15 protein-coding genes are annotated in these 21,890 nt (G+C 54.7%); 4 read left to right on the forward strand and 11 right to left on the reverse strand.

Annotation, left to right across the window (positions count from 1 at the left end):
* Nucleotides 1-2,589: glycoside hydrolase family 31 protein (locus tag PAT3040_RS25915; protein WP_219930320.1), on the reverse strand; the 2,589-nt coding region annotated here is incomplete at its 3' end.
* Between the two features lie 269 nt (nucleotides 2,590-2,858).
* Here PAT3040_RS25915 and PAT3040_RS25920 point away from each other — a divergent pair.
* From PAT3040_RS25920 to PAT3040_RS25930, 3 genes are all read left to right on the forward strand, one after another.
* Nucleotides 2,859-3,776: a helix-turn-helix transcriptional regulator gene (locus tag PAT3040_RS25920; protein ID WP_181376832.1), complete on the forward strand. Its 918-nt coding sequence runs from the start codon at nucleotides 2,859-2,861 to the stop codon at nucleotides 3,774-3,776.
* 88 nt (nucleotides 3,777-3,864) lie between these two features.
* A complete protein-coding gene (locus tag PAT3040_RS25925; RefSeq protein ID WP_087569147.1) occupies nucleotides 3,865-4,926 on the forward strand; it encodes a Gfo/Idh/MocA family protein in 1,062 nt (353 codons plus the stop codon).
* Nucleotides 4,923-5,789: a Gfo/Idh/MocA family oxidoreductase gene (locus tag PAT3040_RS25930; protein WP_108994958.1), complete on the forward strand. Its 867-nt coding sequence runs from the start codon at nucleotides 4,923-4,925 to the stop codon at nucleotides 5,787-5,789. The genes PAT3040_RS25925 and PAT3040_RS25930 overlap by 4 nt, the downstream gene beginning before the upstream one ends.
* A gap of 54 nt (nucleotides 5,790-5,843) precedes the next feature.
* Here the strand turns inward: PAT3040_RS25930 and PAT3040_RS25935 are convergent, their stop codons facing one another.
* The 8 genes from PAT3040_RS25935 to PAT3040_RS37425 form a co-directional block, all read right to left on the reverse strand.
* Nucleotides 5,844-7,178: an extracellular solute-binding protein gene (locus PAT3040_RS25935; RefSeq protein ID WP_108994959.1), complete on the reverse strand. Its 1,335-nt coding sequence runs from the start codon at nucleotides 7,176-7,178 to the stop codon at nucleotides 5,844-5,846.
* Nucleotides 7,171-8,799: a response regulator gene (locus PAT3040_RS25940; protein WP_108994960.1), complete on the reverse strand. Its 1,629-nt coding sequence runs from the start codon at nucleotides 8,797-8,799 to the stop codon at nucleotides 7,171-7,173. The genes PAT3040_RS25935 and PAT3040_RS25940 overlap by 8 nt, the downstream gene beginning before the upstream one ends.
* Nucleotides 8,789-10,618, reverse strand: coding sequence for a cache domain-containing sensor histidine kinase (locus PAT3040_RS25945; protein WP_108994961.1), 1,830 nt, complete (start codon nucleotides 10,616-10,618; stop codon nucleotides 8,789-8,791). The genes PAT3040_RS25940 and PAT3040_RS25945 overlap by 11 nt, the downstream gene beginning before the upstream one ends.
* A gap of 354 nt (nucleotides 10,619-10,972) precedes the next feature.
* A complete protein-coding gene (locus tag PAT3040_RS25950) occupies nucleotides 10,973-11,926 on the reverse strand; it encodes a hypothetical protein (protein WP_108994962.1) in 954 nt (317 codons plus the stop codon).
* Complete coding sequence (locus PAT3040_RS25955; protein ID WP_108994963.1) at nucleotides 11,923-12,480, reverse strand: RNA polymerase sigma factor; 558 nt, start codon at nucleotides 12,478-12,480, stop codon at nucleotides 11,923-11,925. Before PAT3040_RS25955 ends, PAT3040_RS25950 begins: the two co-directional genes overlap by 4 nt.
* Before the next feature lie 417 nt (nucleotides 12,481-12,897).
* A complete protein-coding gene (locus PAT3040_RS25960) occupies nucleotides 12,898-15,291 on the reverse strand; it encodes a glycosyl hydrolase family 95 catalytic domain-containing protein (protein ID WP_108994964.1) in 2,394 nt (797 codons plus the stop codon).
* Nucleotides 15,292-15,621: 330 nt separating this feature from the next.
* Complete coding sequence (locus tag PAT3040_RS25965) at nucleotides 15,622-16,656, reverse strand: Cfr family 23S rRNA (adenine(2503)-C(8))-methyltransferase (protein ID WP_108994965.1); 1,035 nt, start codon at nucleotides 16,654-16,656, stop codon at nucleotides 15,622-15,624.
* Nucleotides 16,657-16,775: 119 nt separating this feature from the next.
* A complete protein-coding gene (locus PAT3040_RS37425) occupies nucleotides 16,776-16,937 on the reverse strand; it encodes a hypothetical protein (protein ID WP_181376833.1) in 162 nt (53 codons plus the stop codon).
* Between the two features lie 191 nt (nucleotides 16,938-17,128).
* Between PAT3040_RS37425 and PAT3040_RS25970 the strand changes: the two genes are divergently transcribed.
* Entirely contained in the window at nucleotides 17,129-17,722 is a 594-nt protein-coding gene (locus tag PAT3040_RS25970) for a YdeI/OmpD-associated family protein (RefSeq protein ID WP_108994966.1), read from the forward strand.
* 179 nt (nucleotides 17,723-17,901) lie between these two features.
* Here PAT3040_RS25970 and PAT3040_RS25975 read toward each other — a convergent pair whose 3' ends face one another.
* The gene (locus PAT3040_RS25975; RefSeq protein ID WP_108994985.1) at nucleotides 17,902-19,512 is read right to left on the reverse strand and encodes an extracellular solute-binding protein; all 1,611 of its coding nucleotides are present in this window, start codon (nucleotides 19,510-19,512) and stop codon (nucleotides 17,902-17,904) included.
* Between the two features lie 57 nt (nucleotides 19,513-19,569).
* Entirely contained in the window at nucleotides 19,570-21,879 is a 2,310-nt protein-coding gene (locus PAT3040_RS25980) for a helix-turn-helix domain-containing protein (protein ID WP_108994967.1), read from the reverse strand.
* Nucleotides 21,880-21,890: the final 11 nt, after the last annotated feature.

Raw genomic sequence — 21,890 nt, forward strand, 5'->3', positions numbered from 1 at the left:
CGGCGTGGCGCCCGACAACGAAGCTTGCTCCGCTTCCAGCTTTATGGCCGTAGCGGCTGGCGTGCCTGTGCCCGAGACGACGATGTTTTTAGCGGAGCCGCTTCCGGCCGCGACCTTGACGTATGTCACTTCGCCGTAGATATCGCGCCCCGTCGTCCAGCCTTCGCCGGATGCCGCGCGCAGCGCCGCCAGATCGCCGTAAGAGGTCATCGCGGACCCGCCAAGAGTTACGCCCGTGCCGGCTTTGCCATGGATCTTTACGATATAGCTTTGCAGAGCCGGCGTAAACGTGCCCGTTTTGGCGCCTACCGAGAAGCTGACCCCGCTGCCGCCATTATCCTGCGCCGTCAACGTCTGCTTAAAGATTTCGCCGCTCTCGTAATCGTAACTGCCGCCGTCGTCATCATAATACGTGAAGCTGGTTGCGGCCGTATCCGGGAAAACATCGACATCGACGGTCGTAACCGCGCTTTGGCCGATATAATCCTGGGGCTCTTGCGTCGGAATAATGGCGCCTTTTTTGATGAAGAGCGGGATATCCGACCAGTCGTCCGCGTTTAGCGCGTACTGAATCGTTTGACCGCCCGCATACGTTTTGCCCGTAAAATAATCCGTCCACGTACCCGCCGGCAGATAGATCGGCTTGACCGTCTGGCCCTTGTCCACCACTGGAGCAGCCAGCAGCCAGTCGCCGAACATCCAGCCGTCGACGTAGTTGCTGACCGCCGGATCGTTTGGATAATCGAACAACAGCGGGCGAACCAGACCGTTGCCCGTCTCGTAAGCTTCCCGCTCGTAGGCGTACATGTACGGGATCAACGAATAACGCAGCTTGATCGCCGACTTCGACGCTTCCTCCGCCGTAGGGCCATAAAACCACGGCTGCCGCTGATGGTACAGATTGCCGTGGACGCGGAACACCGGCGTAAGCGCCGCGAATTGCATCCATCTCGCATACAGCTCGGGGCTCGGATTGCTGTCGTTCGGGTTAAAGCCTCCCGTATCCATGCCCCACTTCGGCTGTCCCATGTTTACCGACGAGAGCATGACCGTGCGCTGCTCCTTCATGCCGGATGCCCAGCCGACCTTCTCGCCCATCTCGAACTGTCCTCCGATGTCGCCGGACCACAGCGTCGTCGCGTACCGCTGGGCGCCGGGATAAAACGTACGCGCCGTCTGCCAGACGCGGGCCTGGTTGTTGGTGTAAGCGCGCTGCCCCTCGTACATCGCTTGGGACAGATGGGTCGTCGAGAAGTTGCCGAACCACCATTGGGCCGAGCCCGAGGCGATCTTGTCCGTCTCGTCGTTCCACCAGCCCACGATCCCCTTGTCGTAGGCGTCCTCGGAGTGATCCCAGTACCAGGCGCGCATGCCCGCGTTGTAAGGATCGATGCTTCGCACCTTCACGGGGATAAAATAATCGTTGTATTCGCCATGTCCCGGATACCAATACCCCGCCGCGTTGGCGTCGTTGTATTGCGTCGTCCGGTTGCCGCCGCTGTCTTCCGTCACGATTCTCGGCTTCGTAATGCCGATCAGCTTGATCCCCTTGGCATCCATCGCCGTCTTTAGCGCCGTCGTGCCGGCGCTCGGGAAGTTGGCGGTATTCCAGGCAAACTCGCCGTAATTGCTTGCGCCGTATTGTTTCCAGTCGTAGTCGAGTCCATAGGCGTCGAGCGGAATGTCCTTCGCGCGGTACGTATCGATCATCGAGGTCATCTCCGTCTGGTTGGTATCCCATTCGAAGTTCATAAAGCCAAGCGACCACTTGGGCAGCATGGGAGACTTGCCCGTAATTTCGCCGACGCTGGCCATAATCTCCTCCGGGGAGCCGACCATGGCGTAATACTCTACGTCGGTCTTGAAGTAGCGGCGTCCTTCATCCGGCGTGCCGCCATAATAAAATTCCAGCTTGCCCGTCGTATCGGAGTATGGATAACCGCCATCGCTGTCGACAAGCAGGCCGTAACCGGCCGTCGACCACATGAGCGGACCGCCGGAATCCCCTTGGTTGCCGGCGTGCGCCGGATGGGTGCTGGAGTTGCGAAGTAAATCAGGAGCCGATTCGTTGGCGTTGTAGCTGCGAATGCCATAGATGTTGTCGCCGGAGTTCCGCATAAACCGGACGCCGTCGTAGAAGACGCCTCCGCCCGATGGCTCCCACAGCAGCGTCGTGCCGTCGGCCTTCTTGATCGTGACGCGCGCCGGCGTCTTTGCGATTTCGATCCGAATCTCGGAGGTCGCGATCGTAATGGGGTTGCTCGACGTATTAATCGTCGCCCCGACCGCGCTCCAGGTTTTGCCCGGATCAATCATAGGCGTATCGGGGCTTGGCGATACATCGTTCGGCCGGTACGACACCTTTACGATGTCGTTCTTGAGCACGTCGATAATGAGCTTGTCGTCGTTCGGTTCCGCGCCGTTGTCGATCGTCAGCGTAACCGTGTCTCCCGCTACGGAGACTCCCGTTACATTTCCCAGCGCCCCTACGTAAGCAAGCGTCGTGCCCGGAAGAGCGATACCGATCAGCGAAAAGACCATTGAGAGCAAAACGACGTAAACAATTGCGCGAGACTCTACCCTTAACACATGACATGCCACCTTCCACAATGGATTTAGACCCATGCCCATGTTCGGCTGCCGCACGAATCTATCTCTAGCATAATGGAAGCGCTATCCTATTAAAATTCCATATTATTCCGATTCGGTATCTTTTGTTATGCTCATTGCCTCTATCTGCCGGGGCCCGATCAACGTTCCTTTGGGCACTGTTTCGACAGATTTGCCGAAACTATGATACGATGACCAACATAGAGAATATTTGCAACGCCACTGAAGTTATTTCGGAGGACGCCATGATGAACGACAAGCGAAAGCTGCCGAATTCGGCCCCGGACAAGCAGATCAAATTTCATTTTGACAACCAATACATTCATGACCCCAAGCATTACGGACCCATTACACTGTATCAAATCGGCGATCTGAGCTGCGCGTCAGGCTATGAAGTCGGCGAGCATCGTCAATATTGCTATGAGATCAGCTATATCGTCTCCGGTAAAGGCGTATTTACGACCGACGACACCAGCTATCCCGTTCAGGAGGGCGACTTGATCGTACATGTGCCCGGCCAGCGGCATAACGTTATAGCGGATCGGGAGGATCCATTCCGCTATTATTACGCGGGCTTCGAGTTTCGTCAGGAGCAGACCGACGGCGAGTTTCTTCATATCTCGCGTCTGTTTCAGCAGGTCAAACATCCTGTTGTCGCCGGAAGCCGGGCTGCGGCCCCCGTGTTCACCGGGCTGCTCCAGGAAGTTCTGAACTTGTCGGACTTCTCGCCCCTCATGATCGAAACGTACCTGAAGCAGCTGATCGTGCTGGCTTACCGGGGCTTCTACGAGGACCTGGCTTCCCATTACGCGCCGACCGCCAGTTCGGACGCCGTGCGGGACCTCGTCTACAGAGTCATCCATTACATCGATCTGCATCTGCTGGAGCTGACGGAACTGTCCTCGCTCGCGAACGAGCTTAGTTACAGCTATGCGCATATTTCCCATATTTTCTCCAAAGAGACGGGACTTAGCGTCAAACAATATTACGATCAAAAGCGCTTCGAGCAAGCGACTGTTTGGCTCAGGCAAAGCCGTTATTCGATAACCGAGATTGCCGCCAATCTGCACTACCAGTCCATCCACTCATTCAGCAAAGCGTTCCGCCGCCACTTTGGCATGTCCCCCACGGAATACCAGGCAATTGCCTCCCACCTAAAAAAATGACCAATCATTCCGACAAATGAAAGCAAATCCAGCTCCTCGCGTCCTTGCTATGATAGGGACGAATAAACATATAGGAGCTGATGCGCCAATGAAACCTATGAAAGTCGCCGTAATCGGCAGCGGTCAAATCGCAACCTCAAGACATATTCCCGCTTATACGCGAAGCAAGCAGGCTGAAATCAAATACATCGTTGACCCGATTCTCGAGCGGGCACAAGCTGCCGCAGAGCAATTCGGCATCCCGATAGCGACGGCCAGTCTGGACGATGTGCTAAGCGATCCGGAGGTGACGGCCGTTTCCGTTTGTACGCCAAACCATACTCATGCCCCCGTCTCCATCGCCGCCCTTGAGGCTGGCAAGCACGTCCTCTGCGAGAAGCCGGCCGCGCTGTCGTACGCCGAAGCTTTGCGCATGAAGGAGGCGGCGGACCGGACCGGCAATATCCTGAACATCGGAGTCGTCAACCGCTTTAACAGCGCCGTCAACCACGTCAAACAGCTCATTGACGCAGGGGAGCTCGGCAAGCTGTACCATGTGTATTGCTCCTTCAGGGCGCATCGCTCCATCCCCGGACTCGGCGGACCGTTTACGACCAAAAGCATGTCCGGCGGAGGCGTGCTGATCGACTGGGGCATCCATTTTCTCGATCTCATCTTCTATTGTCTCGGCGAAGACACCAAAGCGCTAAGCGTCTCGGGCGCGGTACACGGCGAACTCGGCAGGCAGATGGAGAATTACGCCTTCACTTCAATGTGGGCCGGACCGCCAAATTACGAAGGAACCTACGATGTCGAGGACTTTGCGGCCGGCATGATCCGCACAAGCGGTCCCAGCTTGACTTTCAACGGGGCTTGGGCGCAAAACATTGCCGAATCGGCGATGTACGTGGAATTTCTCGGGGACAAGGGCGGTATCAAGCTGGAGTACGGCGGCGATTTCACCTTGTATACGTCGCGAGGCGGCATGCTGCTGGAGACGGCTGCGACCTTCAGCAAGGTCGATGCGTTCGACGAGGAGATTGAGGCCTTCCTGTCGTCTGCCGCTGGCGGCGTTAAAAACAGGGCCAACATCGACAATACGCTGACGACCGCTCAGGTCATTGATGCGCTGTACGCCTCGTCTGAGCAGGGCAAGGAAATCGTGCTATGACCAAAAAAATCGGATTAATCGACTATTTCCTTGACGAATGGCATGCCAACAACTATCCCGCCTGGCTGCGCGGGAGCGCCGCAGAGCAAGGACTGGACTGGGATGTCGCGTACGCATGGGCAGATACGGACAAGCCCGGCGGACTCCATACGGACGACTGGTGCATCGCTCACCATGTACAACGGGCAGGCAGCCTCGCGGAGCTTGTGGAACGCTCGGACGCCCTGATCGTCCTGTCTCCTGACCATCCGGAGCATCATCTCCGCCTGTCCGAGCTGGCGCTGCAATCCGGCAAACCCGTCTATATCGACAAGACGTTCGCGCCCGACCTGGCTACTGCTGCAAAGCTGTTCGAGATGGCCGCGGCCGGGGGCACGCCGATATTCTCCACCTCGGCGCTGCGCTACTCCGAGCAACTCGTCGCGTTGCCCGCCGGAATCAATGCCGACTCGATCAGCCATCTGTCCGTGACCGGTCCGGGCGCTTTCGAGAACTACGCCGTGCACCAGATGGAGATGATCGTCGCGCTTCTCGGCACCACCGTCACGCGCGTCAAAAGTTTGTCCGCGCCGAACGGTGGCCGCCAGCTGCTTATCGAGTTCGAAGGGGGCCGCCAGGCGTCGTTCCTCCAAATCAATAACGCTCCGTTCCAGCTCCTGCTTCAGCCCAAAGGAGAGGCGGAGGGTTATATCGTGCCGGAATGCACCGGTTTCTTCCCCGAACTGATGAAGCAGATGCTCCTCTTCTTCGAGAGCGGAGTACCTCCAGTCCCGCGGGAACAGACGCTGGCCGTCATGGCGCTGCTCGATGCAGGCCGCTTGGCCCTTGATCGACGGGACGAATGGATATCCGTTGCGCGATGATATAGAGAATATATGCACGATCTCGGGGACGCGGCAACCGTCTGCGAGATCGTGCTACTCCAACAGCAGTTCGTCAATTTTCCGTGCCGCCCTATCGGTAGCCTCTTCCGCCGTCATCTCGCCGGCCAGGACGCGCTCCACCATTCGTGCGAATTCCTCGTCGATAGCGGTCCAATTCGGGACGGGAGGCCGCGGTCTTGCTTGCCCCAATTGCTCCAGATAAGGCGCCAGCAGCGGATTCGTCACGTTATTCTCGATTCCCTGTATGGTCGGGATTAGACCCGTCTCCGCCATAATCCGCTGCGGTTCCTCCGAAGTCATCCATCTTATGAACTCCCATGCCTCCTGCTTATGCGAGGACTGCTCGAACATGACGAGATTCTCCCCGCCGATAACGGAAATGCCTCCCGATCCCGATTCCAATCCCGGGAACAAACCAATAACTACATCGTCCAGCAGCTCCTTGTTCGGCCCCGTTGCATTGACGGTATGGAACCAGTGCGCGTCGTCGATCATGAGCAATTGTCCCTTCAGAATGCCGTCCCACGTGCCGGGCACCTCTCCCAAAATGGAGCGGCTCATAATGCCGCGGTCCATCCAGTCCTTCATTCGGTTAAGCGCCGCGCGGCTTGCTTCGCCGTTAAGATAGCCGCTTGCCTTGGTGTACTCCGGATTTGTCATTTCTCCGCCAAGGGACCAAAAGTAAGGCAGCATGCCCCAGCCGCCCGAACAGCATACGCCGATGCCGTACGCGTCCGACCGAACGGCGCGAAGCCGCTCCGCCGCCGCCGCCAGTTCCTCGAACGTGGAGGGAGGCGCACTCAGCCCCACCGCATCCAGAAGCTTCTTATTGTAGAGAGCCGCGCGCGTATTGGCGTTGACGGGCAGGCCGTAATAGCCCCCTTTGTACACATTCGTCTGAATAAGGACGCCGATAAACGTATCTTTGATCGCGTCGAAGCCCGGCATGCCGGACAACTCCTCGAGCGCTTCCTTTTTGGCGAATTCGGGCACCCATACGATGTCCATGCGCATGACGTCCGGCTGCTTGTTGTCCGCTACCGCGAACAGCAGCGTATCCTTGAATTGATCCGTTTGGTCTTTGCGCACGGCGTTAATCCGAATATGGGGATATTGTTTCTCGAACAACGGCAGAACCTTCTCCAGGAACACTTCCTGCTCCAGATCGCTATAGGTGTGCCAGTATTCCAGCTCGACTGCATATCTCGAGGTATCGCCCTCAGGCTCCTGCTCCGCGAGCTCCCCCGGCGCAAGCGAAGGTCTCATGCATCCGGCCAGCGTTACTGTTGCCAGTATGAACAGCATCATGGGCACATAAACGGCCCAGCTTCGGGAAGGCTTCCTCGCAGTCCGTGCGTCATCATTCATTTAGACCATCCTCCCCGGGCCATGTCGCCTCCTTGGTTCTCCCCTGCTCGCACTGTTCGCGGAATTCCAGCGGCGTGCAGTTCAGCTCCCGCTTGAACAGCTTCAGGAAGTGCTTGGGACTGTTAAAGCCCGATTCCGCGCCGACATCAATGACCTTCATGCTTGTTTGCTCCAGCAGATGTTTTGCGTAGTGAAGCCGCAGGGAAATCACGAAGTCGATGAAGTTCATGCCGGTTCGCTGCTTGAACTGCTCGCTGAAATAATTTTTGCTCATGTGCACATAATCGGCCACATCCTGCAAAGATATATCTCTGCGATAATGCTCCTGAATATAGGATAACGCGAGCTGAATGACATGCGCGCCGCCGGCGTCGACCGCGACAGTTGGACGATTGTCCGGCTTCCAGAACCGGGACAGCTCCTCCCGCACGGCGCGAATCAGGGAATCCAGCCCGGCCGATTGCTCCAGGCTCCCCAGCCTCCTCATCATCATGCCCATATCCTCCTCCGTCTTCACGCGGAATCGATGCGACCACATAATCATAAGCAGGCTTCTGGCGTGCGCGACGATCTCATCGCGGCCATAACGCCGCGCTTTCCATAACGCGACCATCTCCGCCAACGCCGCCTCGCTGCCGGGTTGATCCGAAAACGCATAAGCCTTCGAGAACTTCTCCCGCAGCCGTTCGAAGCCCGCATCGGGACCGGTAATTTGCCGCCGCTCCTCCCCTCCGGAAGGAATTTGGCCGAGATAACACCGCCCCCTCCCCTCAAAAAAGGCGTTCCCGAGCGCCTTTCGCGCCCATCCGTATGCGTCCTGGGCCGACTGCAATCGGTGTACGACAGGACTGACGCCGACCGTGAATTCTCCCATGCCGTCCTCCTCCGCGAGCAGTCGATGGTAACGCGTAATATCCGAGAGAGCGCTCCCGTTATGATCCGCAAGCAGCGTCACCAGCTCGCCCTCTCCTGACAGAAACGAGTGGCCATGGGGACACCATTCGTTGAGCTTGTTCTTCGCAGACTCAAGCGAGACGATATGCCGCAAAGCTTCACCGCCCGCGGACTCCAGTCGCCAGACGGCCAGCACGATATGGCCGATTGCCCATTCCGGCTTCCATTCGAAATCCTTGCCGATGCCCCCCAAAAAAGCTTTCAGCTCTTCCTCGAACCGATTCTTTCTGCTTTTTTCCTCTTCTTCCCGCAGTCTCAGCTCCTTCTCGCTGCCGGCAAGGTCCCGCGCCAATCGATCCTTGCAAGTCCGGACGACGCGCAGCAGATCCTCCGGTTCCATGGTCGGCTTTAGCAAATAGTCCACCACGACGCCGAGCTTTACCGCCTCCACCGCATAGGCGAAATCGCTGTAGCTGCTCACCAGCACGACCTTCAGCTCCGGACGGAGCTCCTTGGCAAGGCGGATGAGTTCCAGTCCGTCCATGAGCGGCATTTTGATATCCGTTATCAGAATATGGATCTCTTCCGACCGAATGAGCGCCAGCGCCGCTTCTCCGTTCGCCGCTTCGCCGGCCAGCCTGACGCCCTCCTGCTCCCATTCGACGCAGGACGCCAGGCCGAAGCGGATCATCGGCTCGTCGTCCACGATCAGCGCGTTATATACCAATTGCCATCTCCTCCTTTATGAACAGCCTGACCGTTACGATGGTCCCGCCGCCCGGCGGACTGACGATCTCCACGCCGCTTCGTTCGCCATAATACAGCTGCACCGTCTCATGCACGTGATTGAGGCCGATCCCGAACATGCCGGATTTGGCCTCCCCCGTCCTGCCCAGCAACAAGCCCGGCAGACGGTCCGGCGGAATGCCTGCTCCATCGTCTTCGATTCGTAGAATTAATCCTGGCTCCAGCGTATTGGCCGTCTGCTCGATGGTAACCGTCACCGTCCCGCCGTCCTCCTTGGGCGCGAGCCCGTGGAAGATCGCATTCTCCACGATTGGCTGCAAAAGCATCCGCGGAATGGACACGTCCATCAGCGCTTCCTCGCATCTGACATCCAGATGGATACGGAAGTCGTATCGAAACCGCTGAATGACCATATATTTGTCCAGCAGCTCCAGCTCATCCCGAATCGTATAGAACACTCCTTGCTTCTCCATGCTTGCTTCCATTAGCCGGACCAGCGATGAGATGCCGTCATACGCGCCTTCCTTCCGCCCGAACTTGATCATCCAGCGGATGGTGGCCAGCGTGTTATATAAAAAATGCGGATTAATCTGATGCCGCAGCGCTCGCATCTCGGCTTCCCGCTTCTTCCCTTCCACCTCATTTACCTGCTCGATCAACGCCTCGATCTGGCCTACCATCTGGTTGAAGCGGCGGCTTAATTGCCCGATTTCGTCCTGGGACGAGACCGCAGAGAGCGCTTTGAAGTTGCTTCGCTCGATCTCTTTCATTTGCCTCATTAATGATTTAAGGGGTGAAGTAATGCGCTTCGAAAACAAATAACCCGTTACGGAGGCCAGCGCCAGCAAAAGGGTGGCGAACAGCCAGATCTGCTGCTGAATGCGCGCGATATCCCCGATCATCTCGCCCACGGGAACGATGCCGACGATAGTCCAGTCGTTCTTTAGTTTGCGTGTCACCGCATATTGGCGAACACCGTCCAGCTCCAGCTCGAACTCCGACTCCTCAGCCCCGATACGCGGCAGCCGTTCGCCTAACCCCGTTGTCTCAAGCGTGTCGCTCCAGCGCTCCGGCTCCGAAGCGATGACAACCTTTCCGGCTCCGTCGACGACAAAGAAGTCGCCCGTCTTCCCAAGCCGGATCCGATCGATTGCTTGCAGGATAAGCTGGCCGTCGACGTTGACCAAAATCGCTCCCGCCGGCTCGCGCGTGGCGAGGTTGTGCAGCGGCTTAACGAATGTCAACACCAGTCTCGTATTCTCCCCTCCTCCGCTGAAAGGGTCGAATTGGAGCGGCAGCCACAGCTCGTCTTGCCTGCCCCCAAGAATATCGTTGTACCAATCCCGCTCCGTCAGCGTATACCGCATGACCTTCGACGCGTTAAACAGTCCGCTGCCCCAGCTGACGCCCTGCTCCCGGAGCAGGTAGATGCTGTGCACGAACGAACTTGTGTACATGATGTTGTTGAGAATATCGTTAACGGCGTTTTTGTGATCGAACTTCTGGTCGACCGAAAGCCCGCCCTTCGCTTCCTCCTGAATAACGCCCTGAATCCGCGCGTCGCGAAAAATCTGCTGCCCCATGTCGCTGCCGACGGTCAGAATAAGCGACAGGTAGTCGGCGGACTGCTTGGCGGATTGTTTGGTGGAAACCCTTACATTTTGCAGAATAACATCAGAAGAGAGCCAAAAATAAAGCGAGCTGATCATCGCAATCGCGAAGGTAAGCAGCATGAGCAGCAGGAGGATGAGCTTCGTGGACAAGCTGCGGCCAAGTCGGTTGCGAATAAAGGATATCACGGCGCCCCGCCTCCATATTGTTCAAGGTTTCTTTATTATAAACCGGAGCCGGAGCCGCTGCACGAGAAAAAAATGGAGCCGCCGGCGTACACGGGCTGGCGATTGGCTCGCGGGGAAACGTGCTTGACAGCGCTCGGAGTCGTAGGCTCTGCAACCCGAAAAAATCGGGTTACAGAGTAAGTCCATTGTGTACGGACATGTGTGGCATGCGGCCGCTTTCACGAGACAATCTCCGAGGCGCCGCAAACGCGAATGTGTCGGTTGAAAATAAAGTTATTAGATAATAAAGTCCTAGACTGTCGCTGTCTCATATCTTATGGATTTTCATTTTCATTCGTCGTATTTTGATGATTTTCATTTAGCCTCATTAAGTTCTTTTACTTCTATAACCTCTTTATCAAACTGATACGCTACAGTAACATTTTTTATTATCGCAAGATTCTCGTATTGCAGAGAACCCTCAAACTCTAAAGTATCGTTGTCACTCCACACTATGTTATTTACATAGCTATAATTCTCATGGTCTGTGCGAATCCATGTGTCTAATTCTTGTTGTGCACCATATTTGACTCTTGCTGATTCTACTAATTCAGGACTTATCATTCTCTCTTCAGCATCATAAATTTGAACGAATTCACTTTTATTAGAGCATGTTACAATCGCAATTAACTTATGATCTGGTGAAGGAATAATTTTCGTGATATACATAGATGGTGTATCAAAATTCAAAAACTCTTCAAGCACATTGTCCTTTATCCGCCAAAGGACGTTCTGACTCCCATAATCCGAATAATTGTTAAACAACGTAAATATGATACTTCCGTCCGCTGACTTAACAATATAAGGACTCTCATAAGTTTTTGAAAGGATATCTACGGCGAAAGCAGCCGCATCAGCGATTTTTTTATTTTCACTTTCCACAAATGGCTGAATTTCTTTTAACACTTTTTCTCTCATCTTTTGATCATTAAAACTTTCTACTAGCCGATTGATTGCAATATAAACATATTCATTATTATCACTTTTTAAAGCTTTCAGAAATTTTTCCGCATCATAATGTGTGATGGGCTGTAAATCCATGCTTTCAGCTGTTAAATAGCGTATATAAGGTTCTGAATTTTGATTATTAATATAGTCTTTTGCTAATAAAACAGTAGCGATTGAACTGTATAGAACAAGACATGCAACCAAAACAGCCCACTTTTTAAAAATAATTTTCTTCCTTTTCTTTATTCCAATTTGCCCCGCTGCATCAATTAAGTTTTCATCAATTAATCCAATCTCCCTATACAACTCTTCTCTTTTCATAGGTTAACTCCCTCTTTATCTAGATGAGCTCTAAGTTTATTTCTTGTTCGAAATAATATGGACTTCACTTTACTACTACTCATATTAAATCTCATACCAAGATCCGCTATTGAATCTGAGTACCAGTACCTCCTAATAAATAAATTTCTTGCTTGCTTATCTATAGCATATAAAAATTGATTTATTAAGTTGGCTATCTCACCTGCTTCATACTCTGTTTCTACAGTATCTAGGGAAACTAAACATCCTTCTAATTCAGTTAGAATGACTTCAAACTCGCGATTACGCTTTTTCGCTGTATTATAACCATGTTTATCAAGCGCAATATTACGTGTGATCCTCCCCAAAAATACAGAGAACTTCTTAGGCATAGTTGGCGGTATTGCATTCCATGCAGCTAGGTATGTATCGTTCTCACATTCTTCAACATCCGAAATATTGGAGAGTATGCTTCTTGCAATCGCTCTACAGTATGCCCCATATTTATTCTTAGTCTCTAAAGGGGCTTGCTGTGAACGCTGTAAGTATAAGTGAACTATTTCTTGGTCTTCCATCGGTTATTCTCCTTTTGTAAATCTTATCCCCAACTCATTTTAGCTGTTAGATATACTCTTAACTATATAGTAGAAAGTTCAAAGAGCTGGTTGCACTTGCACTATAATTTTTAAATAAATAATCCTAGCCTATAGGAGTTAATAAGCTTCTTATGTGCTAAGATCGGGTACTTAATCACTCAATTATATACTTGTTTCCCCTAAAAAATTTCGCCGTCACCTGACAGAACGAACTCACCAGACGCTATTTTCGCAGCAATCGGCCAAAAAAAACACAACGGACACCAGCAGCGTTAATTGCACATTTTCACACAAGATACTGTGTACAATGGCTAAATAACGAACGCTATGTCCGTTGCAATTTTAAACCTATAATGGAGTAACCTACGCTCCATATGTCCGTTGCGCGCAGTGCAGCTAGCTGCCCGCAGGAGACAACCGCAGCCGCTCGCCCGGCGACGTTGCGATTTCTAACACCTCTCCTGCCGGAGGTGCCAGAAGCTCCTCCCTCCGACCCTCGTGAACGAGAAGCACCGCTTGCCACGGGCTATACACTCGCAGCACGGAGCCGGCTTCGCTGATAATCTCGACCTCTCGCACCGTCCCGCCTTCGAAGGATGCACTCACCAGAAAGCCGCCCACCGCGCGGAGCGTCCGAAACGCTGCCCCCTTCTCTGATGGCCAGTTGGGAAAAAGACGCATGATGCCGTTGTAACTCTGCAGCAGACATTCATTGATGACGGCAGGCAGAGCGAAATTCTCGAACCAAATGCCCATCGGCTGCATGTAGTCAAATGGGGTCGTATCCGAATAACGGCCTCCCGATTCCAAAAGCTTGTCGGTGCACGTACCGTTCGGCAGCAGGCAATATCGGATTTGCCGCTTGAACCGCTCCAGGTCGAGCTTTCCGAGCCGCGCTCCCGCTAAATTCAGAAAGACGAGCTCGTTGCCGCCTTCATTCCGGTGGTTCAAATAGGAGTTTACCGCGATCTCGTATAGTTCCGGCGGCGAATGCAGGCCATGCTCCTCCCCCGGAAAGACGGTCGCCACTCCGTTCGGCACGTTGTAGACGACTTCGGGATTTTCGCCCGGCACGGAGACGAACACGGTACCGCGCCGCGACTCCGCCGTCGGATTGTCCGGGAACCTCTCCAGAATCTCGCCAATCAGACCAAGCAGTTCTCCCTCCTCCGCTTCTCGTCCGAGCGCGGAACAAGCCTCCCCGAACGCGCGAAATAGAAACCTCGTAAGCGTCAAATCCACTATGCAGTCGTAATTCCGGCGAAAACCCGGCGTCAGTTCGTACAGCTCCGGCACGACCGTGGGAAAAATGTGAAAGCGGTCATCACCCCAAGCCTCGCCGCTCGCTTCCGGCCTGAGCATATAGTCCGCCATGAACAACGCCGCTTCCTTTATCGGCGTAAAAGCCCGTTCCTCCAGGAAGACTCGATCCATCGTATACAAATAATGCCACCACAAGCTTTGCACCGTCCAAGGCGTCTCGCACACTTCCCAGCCCCAATGCGGGACGGGATACGGCATGATGTCCATCTCGACGGGATAGGCGGAGTGGGGAAAATAAGCGCCACGCAAGCCGTAATACTCCCGCGCCCACTTTCGGCTGACGGGCAGCACGTGGTCAACCATGTTCGCATACGCCAAAAGTTTGTCTGCGTGATTGCTCGAGAAGGCAACCCAGAACGGCTGCTGCGTATTGTAGTTCATATGGTAGTCCCCGTGCCACTCCGCGCCGATTTTGCCGTAGCTCCAGTTCGCGAACAGTCCGGGGCAGTCCGCCTCCGCCTTCACGGAGCATTGGAAGAAATACAGGTTACGGTACCAAGTCTCTTCCAGCAGCTCGTCCTCCAGCTCCACTCCCGAGCGCGACCAATAGGAATCCCATACGACATCCGATGCAGCCAGACTCTCGCGAAACGCGCCGAAATCGGGATCGCTTAGCCGCAAGAGACGATCCCCCACGTCATCGCCGACCTCTTTCAGAGTTCCCTCTTCCAACCGGACCCGAACATCGAAGCTTTCTCCCGCCCCCAGCGCAAGCTCCAACTGCTTGCCGTCAGTCCAGGCCTCTACATCCGAAGAAAACCGGGCCGACAACCGAAACGCCCGGGACTTGTCTTCCATGTCCTCGGCAGCTTCCAATGAGCGCGGCAGCTTCTGCCGGAACGACAGCCCTCGAATAGCGGCGTCAACCGTCTCTTCCGGGCTCGGCAGCTCCGCCGGCGTCTCGGGATCGGGTATAAGCTTAACCCGGTTAAACAGATTGGCATGAGGAGCGCTTCCGTCCTCATTCCGAAGCGTCGCCAGCAGTTCGTCCCCCCGCTGGTCGACAAATAGCTGCAGCGTAGCAATGCCAGTATGCGTCAGAAAGTCGATCTCGCACAAGCCATTATCGACCGACAGCCGATGGCCCAATACCTCGATCTCTCTCCTGTCGAAACCGAGCAGCAGCGAGCCGCATGGCATGGGACGCGGGTACGGCTTCGCGTAGTTCGCTCCCGTCATCGTTACGTAATCCCGGTACCATGGCTCGTCGCTAAGCGACGCATAGTGCTCCGGAATTTCCTTAATCCGGGCAAACAGCTCGCCGAACGTGCCGATCTCTTCCTTGTGCTCCTCCGCTATGCGGATATCCCATACGTTGTTATGGCCAAAGTGTATGACAACCGCGTCCGGCCGAGTTGTCACGACAGCTCCAAGGCCGCCGTTGCCGAGCAGCGCCCCCTCAAAAAAATTCGCAGCCGGTCCTTTAAATACGATGGCATGCTTCCGTGCCCGTTCTCTGTTGACCATGATTCCGTCTCCTCCTGAATTAGCCACGATGTAATGACAACGCTTACTATATTGCACATCATAGCTCGAAAAGAGAGGTTCCGGGTAGGTACACTTCCTCCTATTCGCGTACGATAGTCCTGAATTTCAGGGACCAATATGCACGCCGCGCGTACGTTCACCAGTACCAAAGGCGCGATGCCGCGCAATACCGCCGGAAAAAGCGTACGTTGCTTGCCTATACGCGGCTCGGCCTGTTCAGTGCTTGGCTGACTCGACGACTGTATGCGTTAAGACAAAAAGCGGGCTACAAATAACGTCGCCCGCCCGTCGCAATTCTCCCACGCAAATTTATTGTTCCGAACCGTACAACTGGCCGCAACCCGCATTAATGTCTGAGCCGAACTGGGTTCTCACGGTCACCCGCATCCCTCTGCTCCTCAGAACTCGTACGAATGCCTCGATGCTCGCTCTCTCGGACTGACTATACCGCTCACCGGTCCCGTCCGTGGCATTGTAAGGAATTAAATTTACGTGATACAGATGTTCCCGCAAGCCTCTTCCCATAAGAAGCCCGGCGATCTCCTCCGCATGCTCCCGAGAATCATTGACCCCTTTAAGCAAAATGTACGCCACATAAACCTTCCGTCCCGTTTGCCGGACATGAAGCTCCAGCTCTTCCAGCACTTCGTGCAGCGGGAAACGGTTATTGATCGGCATTAACGCGCTTCTCTGATCCGGGAACGGAGAATGCAGCGAGAAGGTTAGATTCACTTGAGGGAACTCCTCCCTTAACCGGCGCATAGCCGGCACGATGCCGATCGTGGACACCGTGATCCGCCGCTGGCCAAGAGCGAACAATTGCGGATCCGTCAAAATCGACAATGCTTCGAACAGATATGGATTGGCTAATGCCTCCCCCATGCCCATGAACGAAACGCTGTCCAGCACATGCCCCTGCATAAGAAAATACAACAGCTGGTCGGTAATCTCGTCCGCCGTCAAATTTCGTTTCAGTCCCATCGTTCCGGTCGCGCAAAACGAGCAGCCGAACCCGCAGCCGCATTGAGAGGAGATGCAATACGAGTCCCAGCCCCGTTCGTAGCTCAGCCTTACGGCTTCTACCCGTTCGCCGTCCTCCAGCCCGAACAGCAGCCGATTCGCCTGCTTCGACGTTATCTCCGCCGCTGGCTTAAGTCCGCATACCTCATTACCCAGCTCCATCATCAGTTCGTCCCGCAAACCCTTCGGCAATATGCCCATGTTATTGTATTCGCGTACTCCCTGCTTGAATATCGCATCCGTAATTTGTTTATACCGGTAATCGGGTTGTCCCGTTTTCTTGATAATATCGCTTATTCGCTCGTATCTGTTCCTCTTTTTCATCGCTTTCTCCCTCTGGCCCCGGAGGAAAGCAATACCAAAAAGAAGCACCGGCAAGCCGGTGCTTCAAGCGCTTTTTATCAACCAAAACGATCGTGAAACTACGCCTCCCGGCGCATTAGTCACCGATAGGCGGATTCCGTCATGGTAGGATAAAGCTCCGGCGGCCGTAAAATGTGAACCATGCCCGCTGACTTGTCGTCTTGCCCGTCGAATGGCAGGTTCACGTAATCATCTACAACTTCCGGCATCACTTCATCCTCCTTCTGCCCTGCGGCACTCATGTAACAAGTACCCTAACACGGAACCGGGCTGCCGGTCAAGCTTACTCCCCCGCGCAGGAGGCAGGCTTGCAGGCATGTTGTTGACACGACACCAAAAGGTGTCCTACAATCAAAACGGCACCAAGCAGCATTTAAACCGACTATTAAAAGAGGATATAAATTGACAACTAAACGATAAGGAGTGTTTCCCTTTGACAACTAATCAAACCAATCCCAAGGTGGACGGATTTCTAAGAAAAGCGAAAACATGGAAAGCCGAATTTGAGGAGTTGAGGAAAATCGTTCTCGATTGCGGGCTGACAGAGGATTTTAAGTGGATGCATCCTTGTTACACCCATGAAGGCAAAAACATCGTGTTGATACACGGGTTCAAAGAATACTGCGCCCTTCTGTTCCACAAAGGCGCCTTGCTTAAGGACGATCACGGCATTCTGATCCAGCAGACGGAGAACGTGCAAGCCGCCCGACAAATCCGATTCACCAGCCTGCAGCAAATCGAGGAGATGCAGTTGATCTTGAAGGCATATATCGATGAAGCCGTCGAGATAGAAAAATCCGGCAGGCAAGTAGAGATGAAACAGCATGCCGAATACGTCATTCCCGAGGAATTGGAAAATAAATTCGTGGAAATCCCCGACTTGAAAACGGCCTTCGAAGCATTGACGCCTGGACGGCAGAGAGCGTACATCTTCTACTTCTCCGAACCCAAACAATCCAAAACCCGGGAGTCCAGAATCGAAAAGTACTTGCCGCAAATACTGGATGGAAAGGGACTAAAGGATTAACAGGTTAGCTGGCAAGACCGTTAGCGCCATCCCCTTCAGCAGGGAGCAGATCGCCTCAGCATCCGCTCCTATTTCCTGTTCCTATGAAGTACGTTGGGGGGACCAATCAAAAATCCAAAAGCAACGCTCCTTCCTCCCATCGCCTACCCCGCTTACCTTGCCTACCTTGCCTACCTCGCCTACCTCGTCGCCCCGTCATACGCCTTCTGCATAATTTCCACGTACCGTTCCGCATTCAAATCCCGCAGTCCGTTCACATAACCGTCCCAATCCTCGTTCAAATGTTTGTTGCCGGTAATGAACTGCAGCGAGCTTTCTTCCACATAATTGCGGATGTTCATCTGCAGGAAATTAATTTCGTCGGCAACCTCCGGCTGAATCCACAGCGACTCCACCGCCAGTACCTGCTCCGGCTCGTGTCCGTCGTACAGCTTCGTCGCCTCCATGAGCCTGCGCTCGTAGCCGTCCGGCGCGTAGATATCCGTGCCCTGCACCCAGCTGTCGCGATATTCCCTGGGCATGTAGAAGTGGCCCATTCCGCTCCAGCCGGAATTGTTGCTCTTCTTTCCGCTATCCACCGGTATGCGCGCGAATTGCGGCTTCAGCTCCGGATTTAGCGCCTGCTCTCCCGGCTTCGGCCGTCTCCAGTCGACGCCTTCTTTGCCCGTCTCGGCGAAGGCCTGCCCTTCCGGCGTATACATATAATCCACCATACGAATGAGGGCGATCTGCGCTTCTTCGCTTGCCTTGTTCGTAATGACGAACTTGGCGCCCGGCGAGACGCCGATATTGACATGGGTGGCAAACGACGCATGCGGCCCCGCCAGCGGAGGCAGCGGATTATAGTCCTTCCCGCGCGTATTGCCCGGACCCGTATTGACGAAGATATCGGGATGCATCGCCGTACCCGCGCCCAGAATCGTCGCGTCCGCGTTTTCTCCGATTTGCTTGTAGGCGACGGCGTTTTGCGTAAAAGCTCCGGGATCGATCAGCCCTTCGTCGTTAAGCGACTTGATGTAGGCCAGACCCTCCCGCCATTCCGGTTTATCCGCCGCCATGCTCACCCGGCCGTTCCGAAGCTCAAGATAGGTGCTGTCGTCGTCGTAGATGAATCCGTTCATCAAGAACGGCATGATTCGCACCCCAAAGTCTTCGGTGGAGCCGCTTAACGGAATTTCATCCGCTTCTCCGTTCCCGTTGGGATCCATCGTTTTGAACGCTCGCAGCACGTCTCTGAATTGCTCCGTCGTCCGCGGCATATCCAGATCGAGGGCATTCAGCCAGGACGTGTTGATCCACATTTTGTTCGGAAAGGAGCAATGGTAACATTCGCTATATGCGACCAAACCGTAGATGTTGCCGTCAGGAGCCGTATTGAAAGCGCGCAGCGTCTCGTTTTCCTCCATAGCGGCCTTTATATTCGGCGCGTATTCGTCTATAAGATCGTTGAGCGGAAGGAATACGCCCTGTTGTCCAAAACGGAGTACATCCGCTTGAGAGAACTGATCCACATACGTTGTCAAAATGTAGGCGTCGGGATAATCGCCGCCGGCAAGCGAGATTTGACGTTTCTCCTTGGCGCCCGCCGATGCGACGGCGTTCCATTCGAACTTGACGTTGAACCTGGACTCCAGCTCTCTCGAGAAGTCGTTTGTCGCCAGATCGCCCGACGGCTCCTGCTGGGCGAATACGCGAATAGCGACGGGAGCGGCATAGTTGGCGTCGTCGATGGCGATGTCCGGCTCCGACGTGCACGCGCCAAGAACCAGCGCGAGCATCAGAAACGCCATCGCGGAAGCAAACTTTATTCGAATACTGCTGCGGGCTGCTCTCACGCCACTCTCCCCCTAACCGTCCAATGCGGATTGTCTGAACACGCTCGGCGACACGCCCGTCACGCGCTTGAACGCCCTCCGGAACGAATGCGAGCTGTTGTAGCCTACCTTCGCGGCGATCTCGTCGACGGTCAATGCCTCGTGCTTCAGTAATATCGATGCATGCTCCATTCTAACGTTCTCCAGATAATCCGACAAATTGACGCCGGTCACTTCCTTGAATAGCTGCGAAATATATTTCTCCGGCCGTTCCACTTGCTCTGCAACCCGGTATAACGTCAGCGCGGAATCGCCGTAGGCCGATTGGACATAAGCCTTAATCGCTTCGATCGTACGCATATGGCTGTCGTTTTTCCGGCTGCGCACCACTTCGCACAGCGTCTCCATGACGTCGTCCAGTTCTTCCTGTATAACCTCCAGAGGCTCGGAAGGCTGAATGGCAATAATCCGGTTTTTCGTCTCCTCGAACGATTCGGCCTCCATAAATACCTTCTGGTCGAGCAGCTTCAGAAATGTGCCTTTCATCTCTCCTGCCAGCTGCCCCTTCATCTCGTAAGAAAGCTCCCGCTGTTCCGTATTCTGGGACACAATAGAAGCCAGGATGCGCCTGGCCTCATCCAACTCTCCGGCGCGCACCGTGCCGATCAGGCGAAGCTCCAGCTCCAGCGGATAATGGTAGGTCGCGCTCTCATGCCGCGTATCTTCAAACCAGGTCAGCTCCTTTCGGTTCTGGTGAACGGCCACATCCAGCGTTCCCTTAGCTTGCTCGTAGGATTGGCTCACCTCCGTAATCGTCTGGAACAGCCCGCCCAGCACGACCGTAACGGAGATGCGGAACTCCTCGAACGCACGACGGGACACGCTCTCCAGCGTCTTCGCCACCTCCTCCTTGCCGAGGCCCGACGCCCCCTCCAGATCCGGGAACGCGAACAGGAAGACGATCTTATCCGAGCCCGTGTCCGTCATGCGGACGGAGCTGCCGGAGTCGATAAGCGCCTGCTTCAGGATCAGCCTGGCGGCGTTCAACTCGTTCAGCACCTCGACGTTGTCGAGCAGCGGGTAGCCATTAACCTGCAGAATGCCGACATATCCGACGTCGCCGTTTAACCCCGCGTTCGACTGGACGGCCGCGGCGATAATCTCGTCGCGCGTCTGGAATTCGCCCGCAAGCAGCCGCTTGAAGAACGCATCGCGCACGAGCGGCGCCTGGCGGACGACCTCCGACTCCAGCCGCTTGTGCTGCGTCAGCATTTGGGCGATATTGCCGTGCAGGAAGTCGAACTCGTTGCGATGGGCCCCCTCCTCCTGCCCCGGTCCGAACTGCTCTTTCATCACGCCGATAATGCGAATAATGGGGGCGCTGTTCCGGTACGACAGCAGCAGACCGACGATGAGACCGACGAACAAGGCGATGCCTGTCACCGTCCAGGAGATGAATTTAATTTGGTTGGCGCTTTCCATCAGAGCAGCCTTCGGAATACCCGCGCGGTATACCCAGCCCGTCGTATCCGACTTGATCGTAATGACGAGGTCTTCTTCATAAAATTGGCTCAGCTTCCCGCCATCGAAGTCCCTGTCCTTGGCGAGCGCAGTTACCTGCTCCTCGTCCGCCCCGCGCAGTCCCACCGTGTGCCCGTTTCCGTCAGCGATATGGATCCAGCCCCCGTAACGATCCGTGAGGCCGGACAGCGGGTCGGTGATCATCTTCTGATCGATCAGGACGACGACAACCGCCGGCGAAGCTCCGTTGAAGCTGTCCAGAGGAAGAGACTGCATATAGGTTACAACCGAAGTTTCGGTCTTATTCTCCATGAACGGTCTGAGCGCCATAATTTCGCTGCGGTGGGTCGTCTCCAGCACGCCGCTTTTCCACTCCTCGAACGGCATGCCGGGGTAATGGTAGTTCTCATAATAATGCTCCGGGCGGAAGTAAGCCGAGCCCGGCGTCAGCACGACGTCGTAATTGCTTAAGTACACGTAGAATTGCTTCAAAAAGTCGTTCGTCTGTCCGAACGTCAGGACGTCCTTCATCATCTTCCAGATGCCGTATACGTTGGCTTGGCTGCCCGTGCCGTTCTCGTTCATCAGAATTCCGAGATCCTGGTTGATGGCAAGCTGCCGCGTGAATCCCTCAACCTCGGCCATTCGGCGCTCCAGCAACTCCTTACTCTTTTGCAGCTGCGTCACGCCGTTCTCGATGGAGACGGATTCCGTGACGTTAATGGCCGTTTGATACGACATATATCCCGCAATGCTGGGTATGATCAGGATGATGAGATAGGATACAAGGAACCTCCTGAATACTCTGGAATACCTTGGCAAGACGACTCCCC

Source organism: Paenibacillus agaridevorans, from assembly GCF_003112455.1.
Classification (GTDB): domain Bacteria; phylum Bacillota; class Bacilli; order Paenibacillales; family Paenibacillaceae; genus Pristimantibacillus; species Pristimantibacillus agaridevorans.

Coding starts and splice junctions, on each gene's coding strand:
- PAT3040_RS25920 (WP_181376832.1), top strand. CDS start 2,859: ATGAACGACAAGCGAAAGCTGCCGAATTCGGCCCCGGACAAGCAGATC.
- PAT3040_RS25925 (WP_087569147.1), top strand. CDS start 3,865: ATGAAACCTATGAAAGTCGCCGTAATCGGCAGCGGTCAAATCGCAACC.
- PAT3040_RS25930 (WP_108994958.1), top strand. CDS start 4,923: ATGACCAAAAAAATCGGATTAATCGACTATTTCCTTGACGAATGGCAT.
- PAT3040_RS25935 (WP_108994959.1), bottom strand. CDS start 7,178: ATGAATGATGACGCACGGACTGCGAGGAAGCCTTCCCGAAGCTGGGCC.
- PAT3040_RS25950 (WP_108994962.1), bottom strand. CDS start 11,926: ATGAAAAGAGAAGAGTTGTATAGGGAGATTGGATTAATTGATGAAAAC.
- PAT3040_RS25955 (WP_108994963.1), bottom strand. CDS start 12,480: ATGGAAGACCAAGAAATAGTTCACTTATACTTACAGCGTTCACAGCAA.
- PAT3040_RS25960 (WP_108994964.1), bottom strand. CDS start 15,291: ATGGTCAACAGAGAACGGGCACGGAAGCATGCCATCGTATTTAAAGGA.
- PAT3040_RS25965 (WP_108994965.1), bottom strand. CDS start 16,656: ATGAAAAAGAGGAACAGATACGAGCGAATAAGCGATATTATCAAGAAA.
- PAT3040_RS37425 (WP_181376833.1), bottom strand. CDS start 16,937: ATGAGTGCCGCAGGGCAGAAGGAGGATGAAGTGATGCCGGAAGTTGTA.
- PAT3040_RS25975 (WP_108994985.1), bottom strand. CDS start 19,512: ATGGCGTTTCTGATGCTCGCGCTGGTTCTTGGCGCGTGCACGTCGGAG.